Origin of the sequence: Burkholderia sp. D-99, from assembly GCF_011605345.1 — a bacterium.
In the GTDB taxonomy this organism is placed as follows: domain Bacteria; phylum Pseudomonadota; class Gammaproteobacteria; order Burkholderiales; family Burkholderiaceae; genus Burkholderia.
This window is the reverse complement of the sequence record NZ_JAAOXM010000001.1, coordinates 829,522-841,954: the sequence shown is the minus strand read 5'-3', so window position 1 is coordinate 841,954 and position 12,433 is coordinate 829,522. Positions and strand designations below refer to the sequence as shown.

At 68.6% G+C, this 12,433-nt stretch carries 12 protein-coding genes; 7 read left to right on the top strand and 5 right to left on the bottom strand.

Annotated elements, in window-relative coordinates:
• Positions 1 to 9 precede the first annotated feature (9 nt).
• Positions 10 to 174: a hypothetical protein gene (locus HAV18_RS03690; protein WP_166952917.1), complete on the top strand. Its 165-nt coding sequence runs from the start codon at positions 10 to 12 to the stop codon at positions 172 to 174.
• A gap of 43 nt (positions 175 to 217) precedes the next feature.
• Here the strand turns inward: HAV18_RS03690 and HAV18_RS03685 are convergent, their stop codons facing one another.
• The 3 genes from HAV18_RS03685 to HAV18_RS03675 all read right to left on the bottom strand — a co-directional run bounded on the left by HAV18_RS03685 (position 218) and on the right by HAV18_RS03675 (position 3,888).
• Entirely contained in the window at positions 218 to 1,675 is a 1,458-nt protein-coding gene (locus HAV18_RS03685) for an MmgE/PrpD family protein (RefSeq protein ID WP_166952914.1), read from the bottom strand.
• Between the two features lie 56 nt (positions 1,676 to 1,731).
• A complete protein-coding gene (locus HAV18_RS03680) occupies positions 1,732 to 2,805 on the bottom strand; it encodes a porin (protein WP_166952911.1) in 1,074 nt (357 codons plus the stop codon).
• A gap of 174 nt (positions 2,806 to 2,979) precedes the next feature.
• Entirely contained in the window at positions 2,980 to 3,888 is a 909-nt protein-coding gene (locus HAV18_RS03675) for a CoA ester lyase (protein WP_166952908.1), read from the bottom strand.
• A gap of 229 nt (positions 3,889 to 4,117) precedes the next feature.
• On the opposite strand from HAV18_RS03675, the gene HAV18_RS03670 reads away from it, so the two are divergent.
• From HAV18_RS03670 to HAV18_RS03655, 4 genes are read left to right on the top strand one after another with little or no spacing between them, the layout of a single operon-like run.
• Positions 4,118 to 4,867 carry an IclR family transcriptional regulator gene (locus HAV18_RS03670; protein ID WP_166952905.1) on the top strand — a complete coding sequence of 250 codons (750 nt, stop codon included), beginning with the start codon at positions 4,118 to 4,120 and terminating at the stop codon, positions 4,865 to 4,867.
• 18 nt (positions 4,868 to 4,885) lie between these two features.
• Positions 4,886 to 6,163, top strand: a complete 1,278-nt coding sequence (locus HAV18_RS03665; protein WP_166952902.1) for a CaiB/BaiF CoA-transferase family protein — start codon at positions 4,886 to 4,888, stop codon at positions 6,161 to 6,163.
• A 58-nt stretch (positions 6,164 to 6,221) separates the two neighbouring features.
• Entirely contained in the window at positions 6,222 to 7,244 is a 1,023-nt protein-coding gene (locus tag HAV18_RS03660) for a cyclase family protein (protein WP_166952899.1), read from the top strand.
• Between the two features lie 40 nt (positions 7,245 to 7,284).
• Positions 7,285 to 8,742, top strand: coding sequence for an MFS transporter (locus tag HAV18_RS03655; protein WP_166952896.1), 1,458 nt, complete (start codon positions 7,285 to 7,287; stop codon positions 8,740 to 8,742).
• 59 nt (positions 8,743 to 8,801) lie between these two features.
• Here the strand turns inward: HAV18_RS03655 and HAV18_RS03650 are convergent, their stop codons facing one another.
• On the bottom strand, positions 8,802 to 9,233 hold the full coding sequence (locus HAV18_RS03650; RefSeq protein WP_166952893.1) for a YqaA family protein: 432 nt from the start codon (positions 9,231 to 9,233) through the stop codon (positions 8,802 to 8,804).
• A 110-nt stretch (positions 9,234 to 9,343) separates the two neighbouring features.
• Between HAV18_RS03650 and HAV18_RS03645 the strand changes: the two genes are divergently transcribed.
• Positions 9,344 to 10,792 (top strand): hypothetical protein, encoded by a 1,449-nt coding sequence (locus HAV18_RS03645; protein WP_243771531.1) that lies wholly within the window; start codon positions 9,344 to 9,346, stop codon positions 10,790 to 10,792.
• 81 nt (positions 10,793 to 10,873) lie between these two features.
• Here HAV18_RS03645 and HAV18_RS03640 read toward each other — a convergent pair whose 3' ends face one another.
• A complete protein-coding gene (locus HAV18_RS03640; RefSeq protein ID WP_166952890.1) occupies positions 10,874 to 11,521 on the bottom strand; it encodes a LysE family translocator in 648 nt (215 codons plus the stop codon).
• A 285-nt stretch (positions 11,522 to 11,806) separates the two neighbouring features.
• Between HAV18_RS03640 and HAV18_RS03635 the strand changes: the two genes are divergently transcribed.
• The gene (locus tag HAV18_RS03635; protein ID WP_021159229.1) at positions 11,807 to 12,289 is read left to right on the top strand and encodes an Lrp/AsnC family transcriptional regulator; all 483 of its coding nucleotides are present in this window, start codon (positions 11,807 to 11,809) and stop codon (positions 12,287 to 12,289) included.
• Positions 12,290 to 12,433 lie beyond the last annotated feature (144 nt).

The window sequence follows — 12,433 nt, the reverse complement described above, 5'->3', positions numbered from 1 at the left end:
CGGAATCCGGTGATCCTGCGCGAGATCTGCGAACTGTTGATTGCCCTCCGGCGCGAGGACGAACTCGTGCCGTGGGCGGAGCGGGCCGAGGCGTTCGATCGCGAGGCCGCCGATTTTCTGGTCATGCCGATCGACCTGGCGGGCAGCGACGCGCCGGGCCCGAAGACACGGTAAGCCGCCCGCGCGCGCCGCACGCGCGCCAGCGGGCAGGCGTGGGTCAGGCGCGGATCGTCATCAGCGCGGGCAGCGTCGACACGTCCGGCTGAGCGTCGAGACCCCACAGCCAGTCGAGCGTGCGGCGGGTTTGCGCCGCTTTCCAGTAGGGCCGGACGCACCGCGTGAACTTGGTTTCGAAATCGGCGCGCGTCATCGGATGGTGCGGAAAACCCGGCAGGTCGTCGACTTCGCGGGTGAACTTGCGCCCGTCGTCGGTCACGGCGGTCACGCGGTTCGGCGCGTACTGCGGATAGCGCACCGTCAACGCCGGGTCTTCCACGACCGTGATCCGTTCGATCAGCGCATGCAGCTTCGGGTCGCGCAGCGCCGCCGGCGTGTAGCTCGAGGTCGTGATGTCGCCGTCGAGCATCGCGCGCGCGACAATGTACGGCAGGCTGTGATCGGCGGTCTCGCTGGTCTCGGGCGCCCATTTCTGCCGGTCCTTGCCCGCGGTGACGTAGCCGACCTGCGTCGTCGCGATCTCGATGCTGCGAATGCGGCCGAGGTCGCCGACTTGCGCGGCGACTTCGATCGCCGCCGGAATCGACGTCTGCGTAAGCCCCTGGGCCGGGTAGTATTTCACGATGCAGTCGTTGATGCGGAATCGCCCGCCCCATCCGCCGAACTGCGCCAGGTCGATGTCGAATGCCCCCGAGATCTGCTTGAAGAAGCCGGCTCCGCCCTCGAAGATCGGCGACGGGCCGGTCAATCCCTCGCGCGCCAGGCGTGTTGCGAAGATCGCGTTGCGCGCGGCGTCCGCATCGGCCAGCGCTTTCCAGTTCGACAGTTCCTGGATGCGCGTCTGGTTGAGCGCCATGTGCCCGTTGATCGCGAGATTCACGGCCTGCACGAGCTGCGGCCTCGTCAGCCCCATCAGCCGGCCGGTCGCGAGCGCGACGGCCGGCAGGCTGTAGCAGGTGTGGTCCCAGCCGCGCGGGCTGATCGCGGCCGCGTCCATCAGGCGGCAATTGATTTCGTAGGCCAGCGCGATCGCGAGGATCAGGTCGCGGCCGCTGCTGCGCCCCGATTCCGCCACGGCCAGGCACGGCGCGACGTTGTCGCTCGGGTGGCCGGTTTCCTTGCCCGCGTATGCGTCGTTCAGGTCGAAATAGCGCAACGCGGCGCCGTTGGCGAACGCCGCGAGATCGGGCGTCGTGCGTTGCGTGGTGCCGAGCAGGGTCGCCGTGCCGCCGCCCGTTGCAAGCGCGACCTGCCGGGCGATGCGCACCGGCCCTTCGTCGTGGGCGGCGATTGCACAGCCGAGCGCGTCGATGAAGTGCGATTTGACGGTCTCGACCGTGGCCGCGTCGAGATTCTCGTAACGCAGCGATGCGGCGTAGTCGGCCAGCCGATGGGCGAGGGTGTCGGGCGACGCGGGCGTCTGCGCGCGGGCGTGCAAGGGTACGGCGGCCGCGACGGCGGCGCTCGTCAGGGTGGACAGGAAGTGGCGTCGATTCATGGTGTGGATCATCGGGAAGAAAAGTCTGAGAACGTGCGGGCGGCAGCCGGGCGGCGCTAGAACAGCTTGCGCATGCCGACGGCGATGCCCAGCGAACTGCCGCGGTTGCTGGCGAGCGAATAGTTGAGGATGTGGTAGTTGTAGTCGTCGAAATCGAGCGCGGCGCGCCATGCGTAGCCGCCGGTGAGATAGAGCGTGGTGGCCTTCGACAGCGCGTAGTTGAATTGCACCGTGATCTGCTTCGGGTTGTCGGGATCGGGCACCGGCTGGCCGGCCGCGGGATTCTGCTTGCCGATGTCCTCGTAGTAGAACGCGCCGATCACCTGCAGCGCGGGCGTGACCATGTAACGCGTGCCGAGCCAGTAGAAATTGAAGCGCGTGACGACGCCGGGCGTGGTGACGCTGCCGTTCGCATGGGCGAAGCCCGCGATCAGTTGCGCGGCGCCCACCGTGTAGATCGCGGAGGCCGCGTAGCGCCGGAAATGGGTGATGTCGGCGGGCTGCGTGCCGTTGACGTTGTCGTAGGCGGCGGCCACCGACAGCGCCGGCCCCGTGTACTCGAAGCCGATCCCCGATGCCGCGCCGCTGCGAAACGATCCCGGCGTACCGCCGAACGCGTAGTGCGCCTGGATCGCGATCGGCCCGTAGGTCACGCGATATTTCGCCATGTTGTTCTCGCGGAAGTTCAGCCCGACGATCGCGCCGGCCGGCTCGTAGATCGTCGAGTACGCGACGGTCGGCGAGTAGTGTTCCATCACGTCGAAGAGCGTCGTGTACTGGCGGCCCAGGCGCAGCGTGCCCCATGCGTCGTGCTGGAAGCCGACCCAGGCGGCGCGGTCGAAACCGCCGGAGTTGCTGCCGCTGTTGAGGTTGATCGTGCTTTCCAGCCGGAACACGGCCTGCCAGCCGCCACCGAGCGCTTCCCCGCCCTTGATGCCCCAGCGCGAGCCGCTCTTGCCGCCCGAACCCATCCGCACGAGCGAACCGGAGCCGCCCGGCGTGGCGGTGCTCTGGTGCGTGAGGTATTCCGTGTAGATATCGGCGACGCCGTACAGCGTCAGGCTGCCTTGCGCGCTGGCGGTGGCGGATGCCACGCCGAGGCCGCAGAGCGCGACCAGCTTCTTCTTCATCCTTGTCTCCTGTTTTTCGGTGTTGTTGTGTTTGTGTCGGTCATGCGAATCGATGTGACAGTCGGCGCCCGAGGGGGGCGACGTGCCGTGCCGGACCCACGTAGCGCGGCGCCGCACGGCAGCTGGCCACGCAAGGCGGCACGGCTGCAAGCCCGTGCCGCGCGCGAACCGGCGCTAGCGCGGCGCGGCCTGCGCGCGGCTCATGGCCGCCTGGCGCCGCGCGAGCACGCGCCGCGCGCGTTCGACCGCCGGCGCGTCGACCATCTTTCCGTCGACGCGCAGCGCGCCGAGCCCGTCCGCACGTGCGGCTTCGTACGCGTCGACCAGCGTCTGCGCGGCCCGGGTTTCGTCGTCCGTCGGGGCGAATGCGCGGTTCAGGATCGGCACCTGCGCGGGATGGATGCAGGTGGCGCCGGCGAACCCCATCGCCTTCGAGCGTTGCGCCATGCGTGCGAACGCATCGAGATCGTCGAGCGAGTCGGGCGTGCCGGCGAGGCCCAGCGGCAGCACGCCGGCCGCGCGCGCGGCGATGACCAGCAACTGCTTGGGCACGTTCAGCACGTCCGCACTGGCGTCACTCTCGCAGTGCAGCGCGAAATCGCCGCCGCCGAGCATCAGCGCGGCGATGCGCGGCGACGCGCGGGCGATCCGCGCTCTCGCCTCGAACGCGCCCGGGGTCTCGATCAACGCGATCACGCGGGTCGCGCCGTGCGCGACGCCGTGTTCGTCCTCCAGTTCGCCGAGCAGCGCGTCGATGGCCTCGAGGTGCGACGCGCCGAGGACTTTCGGGATCGCGACGCCGCCGGCTCCGGCGGCCACGGCGGCGCGCAGGTCGAGCGCCAGCCATTGCAGCGAGCTGTTGACCCGGACGAGCACGTCGCTGCCCGACGCCTTCAGGCGCGGCACGGCCGCCGCCAGCGCGTCGCGCGCGAGCGCTTTCCGGTCCGTCGGCACGCTGTCTTCGAGGTCCAGCAGCAGCGCGTCCGCGCCGCACGTCGCGGCCTTGTCGACGAAGCGCGGGATGTGAGCCGGTACGTACAGCAGCGAGCGCCAGTCGGGTGCGGTGGTGGCATGGATTTTCATGTGTTTTTTTATAAAATGAAAGTGACTTTCATTTTTGTGCGAATCGAGAGGATTCGTCAATATCGATGTTTACCCGACGAAACAAAGGGAATTTAGAGTTGATACGAGGTCGGTCGATGACGTTCCCTGTTGACAGGATGGGCGCCATCCATAAAAATGAAAGTCACTTTTGTTTTTGTGTGGGCGCGCCACGGCGCCGTCCGGCCCGGTTTTTCTTTGCGAGGTAGGTATGAATGCTCAGGCAGATGGCGGCGTCTCGGCCGTCAATCGTGCGTTGTCGGCGCTGCTGGCGTTCGGCGATGCGCCGAACGGGTTGATGCTCGCGCAGGTCAGCGACGCGACGGGGCTCAACATGAGCACGTTGCTGCGCCTGTTCGAATCGCTCGAGATGTTCCAGTTCGTCAAGCGTATGCCCGACGGCCGTTATGTGCTCGGGCCGGCCACGTTCCATCTCGGCATGATGTACCGCGAGTCGTTCCATCTGCGCGAACACGCGGTGCCGCTGCTGGCGCGGCTGTCGGAGGAAACCGCCGAGACCTCGGCGTTCTATGTGCGCGACGGCGACGAGCGCGTCTGCCTGTTCCGCGCGTTTGCGCAGCGCGCCGTCCACACCAACGTGCGCGAAGGCGACCGTTTTCCGCTGGAGGCCGGGGCGGCCGGCCGGGTCCTGCTCGCGTTCTCGGGCACGCGCGGCGGCGATTACGACAAGGTTGCCGAGCAGGGCTACGCGGTGTCGATCGCCGAGCGCGACCCGGAGAGCGCGGCGATCGCCTGCCCGGTGTTCGGCGTGGGCCGCTCGCTGGCCGGCGCGATCTCGCTGGGCGTGCCGCGCTATCGCTTCAACAAGAAGGTGCTCGCCGATTACCTGCCGCGCGTGCAGGCCGCGGCAAGCGAACTGACCCATACGCTGGGCGGCGACTTGCCGGTATCGGGCAGCGTGCCCGCGGTGATCGGCCCGCAAGGCGAACTGCAGGATTAATCCACCAGGAGAATCGTAATGTCGGAACCCTTGGCGCAAGCCGGAACCGAACCAGACGGCCACGCGGGCCGGATCGGGCCGCTCCACGGCCGCCAGTTCGACGTGAACGCCGCCGGCCCGCTGGCGGGCGTGCGCGTGGTCGACCTGTCGCGGCTGATGGCCGGCAACATGCTGAGCGTGCAGCTCGCGGATTTCGGTGCGGACGTCATCAAGGTCGAGCCGGTGCAGGGCGATACGCTGCGCGCGGTCGGCGCGGGCGGCATCAGCACGAACTGGAAGGTGTACGGGCGCAACAAGCGCAGCGTGTGCGTCGATTTGCACACGCCCGAAGGCATCGACATCGTGCTCGCGCTGGTGAGCGAGGCCGACGTGTTCATCGAGAGCTTCAAGCCCGGCGTGCTCGAGCAGATGGGCCTCGGCCCGGACGTGCTGCTGGCGATCCGGCCGAAGCTCGTGATCGCGCGCATTTCCGGGTGGGGGCAGACCGGGCCGTACCGCCACAAGCCGGGCTTCGGCACGCTCGCGGAGGGTTACTCGGGTTTCGCGGCGATCAACGGTTTCGCCGACCGCGAACCGGTGCTGCCGCCGATGTTTCTCGGCGACATGACGGCCGGTTTGTCCGGCGCGATCGCCGTGATGGTCGGATTGTGGGCGCGCGAGGCGAACGACGCGCCGGGCCAGGTGATCGACGTGTCGTTGTTCGAGCCGCTGCTGTCGATCCTCGGGCCCTCCGCGGCGAACTATGCGATGACCGGCAAGGTCAAGCCGCGCACGGGCAGCCGCTCCACCAACACCGCGCCGCGCAACGCGTATCGCACGCGCGACGACCGGTGGCTGTGCCTGTCGAGCTCGACGCAGACGATGGCGGAGCGCCTGTTTCGCGCGATCGGGCGGCCCGATCTCGTGGACGATCCGCGCTATCGCACCAACGTGTTGCGCGTGCAGCACGCGCAGCAGCTCGACGAGATCGTCGGCGGCTTCATTGCCGCGCGCGACCTGGCCGACAATCTCGCGTTCTTCGAGGAAGCGGGCGTGACGGCCGGACCGATCCACGATATTAGCCAGGTTGTTCAGGACCACTATGTGATCGAGCGGGAAGCGCTGGTGAACGTGCCGGACGAGGACGTCGGCACGCTGCCGATGCACAACATCGCGCCACGCTTCTCCCAGACGCCGGGCACGTTCCGGCGGCCGGCGCCGCGGCTCGGCGAGAACAACCGCGACATCCTCGAGCCGTTGCTGGGCGAGCGTGAATTCGCGCGCCTCGCCGAACGCGGGGTGATCCGTCACGGATGACGGGGGCGGGCACGCGCATCCGCGGCCCGCGACAACGACAATCAAGGAGACATCCGACATGAAACCGCGCTGGACACACCGGCCGCCCGGCTCGAACTGGGGCGATTTTGGCGACGACGACCAGAAGGGGCGCCTGAACTGGCTCACGCCGCAGAAGACGCTGGAGGGCGTGCGCGAGGTGCGCGAGGGGCGCGTGTTCTCGCTCAGCCTGCCGCTCGACGTGCCGCACGGCGGGGGGCTCAACGCGCGGCGGCTGCCGCCCGCGATCATGCCCGCGTTGCTGCACGGCAAGCCGTACTTCGGCTATCGCGCGGACGAGCAGGTCGCGCATGCGACGGACGTCGTATGCGACGACGCATTCTGCCTGCACTCGCAATTCTCGACCCAATGGGATGCGCTGTCGCACGTCGGCGGCTTGTTCGACGCGGATGGCGACGGCGATGCGGAAGCCGTGTTCTACAACGGCTACCGGATGGGCGAGCACGTGCGGGTGCCGGAGGCCGGCGCGCAGGTCGGCGGCGCCCGTGCGCTCGGCATCGAGCACATGGCGGCGACCGGCGTGCAGGGGCGCGGCGTGATGATCGACCTGCGGCACCATTTCGGCGATGCGCGCCGCAAGGTCGGCTACGCGGATCTCATGGCGGTGATGCGGGCCGACGAAGTCGTGGTCGAGCGCGGCGACATCGTCTGCCTGCATACCGGCTTCGCCGACCTGCTGCTCGAAGCCGAGGTGCCGGGGCACGCGCCGGACGTGCACGCCGCCTGCTGCGTGCTCGACGGCGACGATCCGCGGCTGCTCGAATGGATCGACGTGTCCGGGCTCGCGGCGCTGGTCGCGGACAACCACGCGGTCGAAGAGCGTCCGCGGGCGCCGCTGCCGCGCGCCGAACGCGGGCCGCTGATGCCGCTGCACGCGCTGTGCCTCTTCAAGCTCGGCATCCATCTCGGCGAGTTGTGGCACCTCACGCCGCTCGCGCGCTGGCTGCGCGAGCACCGGCGCAATCGCTTCCTGTTGACGGCGCCGCCACTGCACCTGCGCGGCCTTGTCGGCTCGCCGGTCAATCCGGTCGCGACCGTCTGAGCGCGGCGCGACGCCCGAATTCCTTTCCGGAGACAGCAGCATGTCCAACTCAACCGCGCTTGCCGTGACGGCGCGCATCGACCGTCTGCCGCCGACGGCCAGCATCTGGGGCCTCGTGCTGATGCTGAGCGTCGGCGGCTTCTTCGAGGTCTACGACCTGTTCCAGATGACGTATCTGCCGGCCGGCCTCGTCAGCGACGGGATCTTTCACGTCGGCGCGAAGGGCCTGTTCGGCCTGTCCGACCAGGCGACGCTTGGCGCGGCGACGTTCATCGGCCTGTTCATCGGCGAAATCGCCGTGGCGCGGCTGGCCGACCGTTTCGGGCGGCGCGCCGTCTTCACCGGCTCGCTGCTGCTCTATACGCTCGCCAGTCTCGCGATGTGCGTGCAGCAAACGGCCGTCGGCATCCACCTGTGCCGGCTGGTCGCGGGTATCGGCGTGGGCGCCGAGCTGATCACCATCGGCGCGTACCTCACCGAACTCGTGCCGAAAGGCATGCGCGGCCGCGCATTTGCCGTATGTTTCGCGATCGGCTATCTCGCGATGCCGGTGCTCGCGCTCGCGTCATGGCTGCTCATCCCGCGCGCGCCGCTCGGCCTGTCCGGCTGGCGCTGGGTGATTCTCCTGGGCGGCAGCGGCGCGGTGATCGTCTGGTGGCTGCAATCGCGGATTCCGGAATCGCCGCGCTGGCTCGCGATGCACGGCCGCGCGGACGAAGCCGAGGCGGTGCTGGGGGCGATCGAGGCACGCGTCGCGCGTGAATACGGCCGGCCGCTGCCCGATGTGCCGCCCGTCGCGGCGGGCGAAGCGGAAACCGTGCGCGCGGTGTCGATGTGGGATGCCGGCCTGCGGGGCCGGACGCTGATGCTGATCGCGTTCAACGCGTGCCTGAGCATCGGCTTCTTCGGCTTCAGCCAGTGGCTGCCGAGCCTGCTGGCCGCGCGGGGCACGCCCGTGACGCAGAGCCTGCTCTACGCGTTCCTGATCGCGTTTGCGTATCCGCTCTCGCCGCTCGCGGCAGGCCTGTTCTCCGATCGCATCGAGCGCAAGTGGCTGATCGTGGCGGCGGCGTTCGGCGTCGCGCTGTTCGGGACGGCATTCGCGATGTCGTCGTCGACGGCCGCCGTGATCCTGTTCGGTATCCTGATCACGTTCTGCAATACGACGCTCGCGAGCAACGCGACCGCGTACCAGGCGGAAGTCTTCCCGACGGCGATCCGCAGCCGTGCGCTGGGGTTCGTCCATTCGTTCGGCCGGCTGACCGGCGTGGCGAGCAGCTATCTGATCGCGCTGATCCTCGCGCATCTCGGGGTGCCGGCGGTGTTCGCGCTGATCGGCGCGAGCATGCTGGTCGTGATGCTGTCGATCGGGATCTTCGGGCCGCGCACCAACCACCGCTCGCTCGACGAAATCGCAGCGCCGGCGGCCACACCGGCAGACGCGTCCGGTGCGCCGGACCGGTATCGCGGCCCGGCCGTGCGCGCGCGGCAACGGTAGTCCGGCCGGGGCGGCTTGCGTGCGGGCGTCGCGGGTTCAGGGGCGGCGCGTCAACCGCGTCAACCGGGAACGAGCCACACGATCACGAGATACCGGGCGACTTTCGCGACGGTGACGATCGCGAGGAACGACGGCAGCGGCTCGCGCAGCACGCCGGCGATCATCGTCAGCGGATCGCCGATCACGGGCGCCCAGCTCAGCAGCAGCGACCAGCGGCCGTAGCGCCCATACCAGCGCTCGGCGCGCGCGAGCGCCGCGGGCTTGACGGGAAACCAGCGGCGCTCGCGGAAGTGCTCGATGCCGCGCCCGAGCGCCCAGTTGATCACGGAGCCGGCGACGTTGCCGATGCTCGCGACGAGCACCAGCGCCCACGCGGGTTCGCGTCCGGCGAGCAGCAGGCCGGCGAGCACGGCTTCGGACTGGAGCGGGAACAGGGTCGCGGCAACCATCGACACGGCGAACAGGCCGCCGTAAGTGAGCAATTCGGACATCGCGCGATTGTACCGGGCGCGCCGCGCCGTTCTCACGCGGAATGAGCGCAACAACGGACCGGTTTCGGGTGAAAATCGGCGCTTTGGGGAGCGCGTGAGAGCGTCGACATATGCACGATCAGGCAAGCAACGAGGCGATGGAGCTGGATCTCGAGCGGCGGCTGCAGGCGGCTTTTGGCCGGTACGGGAACGACTGGCGGAATCCGGTGATCCTGCGCGAGATCTGCGAACTGTTGATTGCCCTCCGGCGCGAGGACGAACTCGTGCCGTGGGCGGAGCGGGCCGAGGCGCTCGATCCCGCGGCTGCCGATTTTCTGGTCATGCAGGCGCTTGCGCTGAATCTGCAGGGGCATCACGGCGAGGCGGCCGCGGTCTGGGTACGTCATGCTGCGCTGGCCGGCGACCCGTTGCTGGACCGGCTGCGGCTCGGCTACAGCCTGATGATGGCCGGCGACCTGGCGCGCGCGATCACGCTGCTGAGCGAAGCGCGGCACCTGGCGGCATCGGGCAACCCGCAGATCCGGGTCGTCGCCGAACACCTGCTCGGCGAGTCGATGCTCAAGGCCGGGGATCCGGGCGGATTCACACAATGGCAGAAGCGCAATGCGCCCGGCGGCGACTGCGGGAGCTATCAACCGGCCGGGGTTCCCGACTGGGCCGGCGAGGCCGACTTGCAGGGCCGGCGCGTGCTGGTCACGCACCAGCTGGGCTTCGGCGACAACTTCCTGCTGGCGGCGTGCGTGGCCGACTGGCAAGCGGCCGGCGCGCGCGTGATGCTCATCTGCGCCCCCCAGATTCTTGCGCTCATGCAGGCATCGCTGCCCGGTTGCGAAGTCATCAGCGCCGCGCGCCCGCTGCACGTGCGGGAGCCGTTGCCCGATGACGTCCAGGCGCGCGTCGACGCATTCGCGCCGCACCTGCACGCCCAGCTGCTGCAACTCCCGCTGCTGAAGATGACGACGGGGCAGTCGATCGCCGCACACCGTTTTCGTCCGTACCTGAAGGCGCCCGACGATAAACGGCGTGCGGCGCAGGCCTGGGCGCAGCAGCTGCGCGCGCAACATCCGGGGAAGCGACTGGTCGGGCTGTTCTGGGATTGCAACCAGCGCCATGAGCCTGAGCTGGGCGCCGCGATGCGTTGCTGGGCCAGACGCCGCAGTATGCCGATCGGGGAGATCGAACGGATCGTCGCGGCGCGCCCGGTCGCCGACCGGGTCCACTTCGTCACGCTTCACCATCCGATAGTCGAGGAGCGGGCCGGCGGCATGCCGGTGGTCAACGTCAGTCGGTATCTCCCCGGCATCTATCATTTCGACGATACGGCCGCCTGCATCGGTGAGCTCGATGCGGTATTCGCGGTCGATTCGGCGGTTTCCAACCTGGCCGCGATGATGGGCAAGCCGGTGTGCGTGCCGGTCAATACGTCGGGCGACTGGCGCTGGGGGCACGAGGGGCGCTCGACGCCATGGGTCGCGGAAGCGACGGTGCTTCGGCAGGCGCGCGAAGGCGACTGGGATCCGGTCGTGACGGACGCGATCGCGTGGCTGTCGTCGCATTGAACCGTGCGCGAGCCGAAGCGCCGCCACGCCCGCGGCGCGGCCGATACGTACCGAAGCGGCCGCGCCGCACGGCCAATTCAATCAGTTCCAGCCGACCATGATCGCGCCCATCCCGACGAGCAGCCCGCCCGTCACGCGGTTCATCGCGCGCATCCGCGCGGGCCGCTGCAGTGCGCGGCTCAGCCGGTGCGAGAACAGCGCCATCGACGCGACGCCGCCCGCGAACAGCACCGCGAACGTCGCGGCGAGCAGCAGGAACTGCTGGTTCAGGCTCCAGTCGGCGCTCGGGACGATGAACTGCGGGAAGAACGACGGGAAGAACAGCAGCGTCTTCGGATTCAGGCCCGAGGTCGCAAGGCCGCGCCAGAACAGCGCGCGATGCGAGTCGGTCTCCGACGTTGCTGCCACGGCGGGCCCGGTCGACACGGCGGGCGCGCCGGCCGGCGCGCGGCTGAGCCATTGCTTGCAGCCGAGCCAGACGAGGTAGGCTGCGCCGGCCCAGCGCAGCACGGTCAGCGCGCGCTCGTCGAGATGCACGAGCGAATTCAGGCACAGCGCGGTCAGCGCGAGTTGCAGCAGCACGGCGAGCGTGCCGCCCCAGACGCATGGCAGCGCGCGGCGCCAGCCGGTGCGCAGCGCCTGGTTCATCGTGAGCAGGTTGACGGGGCCGGGGGCGTAGACGAGAACGGCGGAAGCAGCGAGAAACGAGAGGTAAAGCCTGAACGACATGACGGATAGGGCAGGAACAGGAACACGGGCGCCGAAGCCGCGCGGCCGGATAGGCGCGCGGGCGGCGGGGAATCGCATGCCTGCTGGCCGGCACCGCAACTCGTGATTGCGGCCGTGCGTCCCGGTGCGAAGGGGTTGTCGCGGGGAGCGTGCCGGACAACAGGCATGGGGAAAAATATATCAAGGGGCCGGATTAAAAGGCTTCCGCTTTTCCACACAAACCGACACAAATCCGGAATGTCGTTCAGATAGAATCCCAGTTTTCAGTAGAAGATTCTTCTCGCCATGGCCACACGTGAACGCTCGCCGAAAACGCTCGACAGCCAGGACCGCAAGATCCTCGGTGCACTGCAGAAAAATGCGCGGCTGTCGAACGCCGAACTGGCCGAACAGATCGGCATGTCGACCACCGCGTGCTGGAACCGCACACGGCAGCTCGAGGTGGATGGGTACATCGACGGGTATGTCGCGCTCGTCAACCAGCGGAAGCTGGGCTATGCGGACATCGTGATCCTCGAAGTCACGCTCGATCGCCATGAGGACGACGCGCTCGCCCGTTTCGGCGAGGAGCTCGCGGCGCTGCCCGAGGTGCTCGAGGCGTATCTCGTGTCGGGCGAGTACGACTACTGGATCAAGGTCGCGGTGGACGGCACGGCCGGCTACGAGCGCTTCCTGCGCGAAAAGCTGTACAAGATTTCGAGCATCCGTCACAGCCGCTCGATGTTCGCGCTGCGCTGCATGAAGGACGTGCCGTCGATTCAGGTGTGAGGAAGGCGGGATGAGAGGCGGCCGTCGTTGAAACGACGGCGCATGCAGCTGCGCGTATGCGCGGAGAAAGCCGGCAATCGGGCGAGGGACAAGGCGTGTGGCGCGGCCCGGTACCCGGGCGGGCAACACGGATGAATCTTCCGT

Bases quoted from the DNA above. Each gene is read 5' to 3' on its own strand.
- HAV18_RS03685 (WP_166952914.1), bottom strand. From the start codon at position 1,675: ATGAATCGACGCCACTTCCTGTCCACCCTGACGAGCGCCGCCGTCGCG.
- HAV18_RS03680 (WP_166952911.1), bottom strand. From the start codon at position 2,805: ATGAAGAAGAAGCTGGTCGCGCTCTGCGGCCTCGGCGTGGCATCCGCC.
- HAV18_RS03675 (WP_166952908.1), bottom strand. From the start codon at position 3,888: ATGAAAATCCATGCCACCACCGCACCCGACTGGCGCTCGCTGCTGTAC.
- HAV18_RS03670 (WP_166952905.1), top strand. From the start codon at position 4,118: ATGAATGCTCAGGCAGATGGCGGCGTCTCGGCCGTCAATCGTGCGTTG.
- HAV18_RS03665 (WP_166952902.1), top strand. From the start codon at position 4,886: ATGTCGGAACCCTTGGCGCAAGCCGGAACCGAACCAGACGGCCACGCG.
- HAV18_RS03660 (WP_166952899.1), top strand. From the start codon at position 6,222: ATGAAACCGCGCTGGACACACCGGCCGCCCGGCTCGAACTGGGGCGAT.
- HAV18_RS03655 (WP_166952896.1), top strand. From the start codon at position 7,285: ATGTCCAACTCAACCGCGCTTGCCGTGACGGCGCGCATCGACCGTCTG.
- HAV18_RS03650 (WP_166952893.1), bottom strand. From the start codon at position 9,233: ATGTCCGAATTGCTCACTTACGGCGGCCTGTTCGCCGTGTCGATGGTT.
- HAV18_RS03645 (WP_243771531.1), top strand. From the start codon at position 9,344: ATGCACGATCAGGCAAGCAACGAGGCGATGGAGCTGGATCTCGAGCGG.
- HAV18_RS03640 (WP_166952890.1), bottom strand. From the start codon at position 11,521: ATGTCGTTCAGGCTTTACCTCTCGTTTCTCGCTGCTTCCGCCGTTCTC.
- HAV18_RS03635 (WP_021159229.1), top strand. From the start codon at position 11,807: ATGGCCACACGTGAACGCTCGCCGAAAACGCTCGACAGCCAGGACCGC.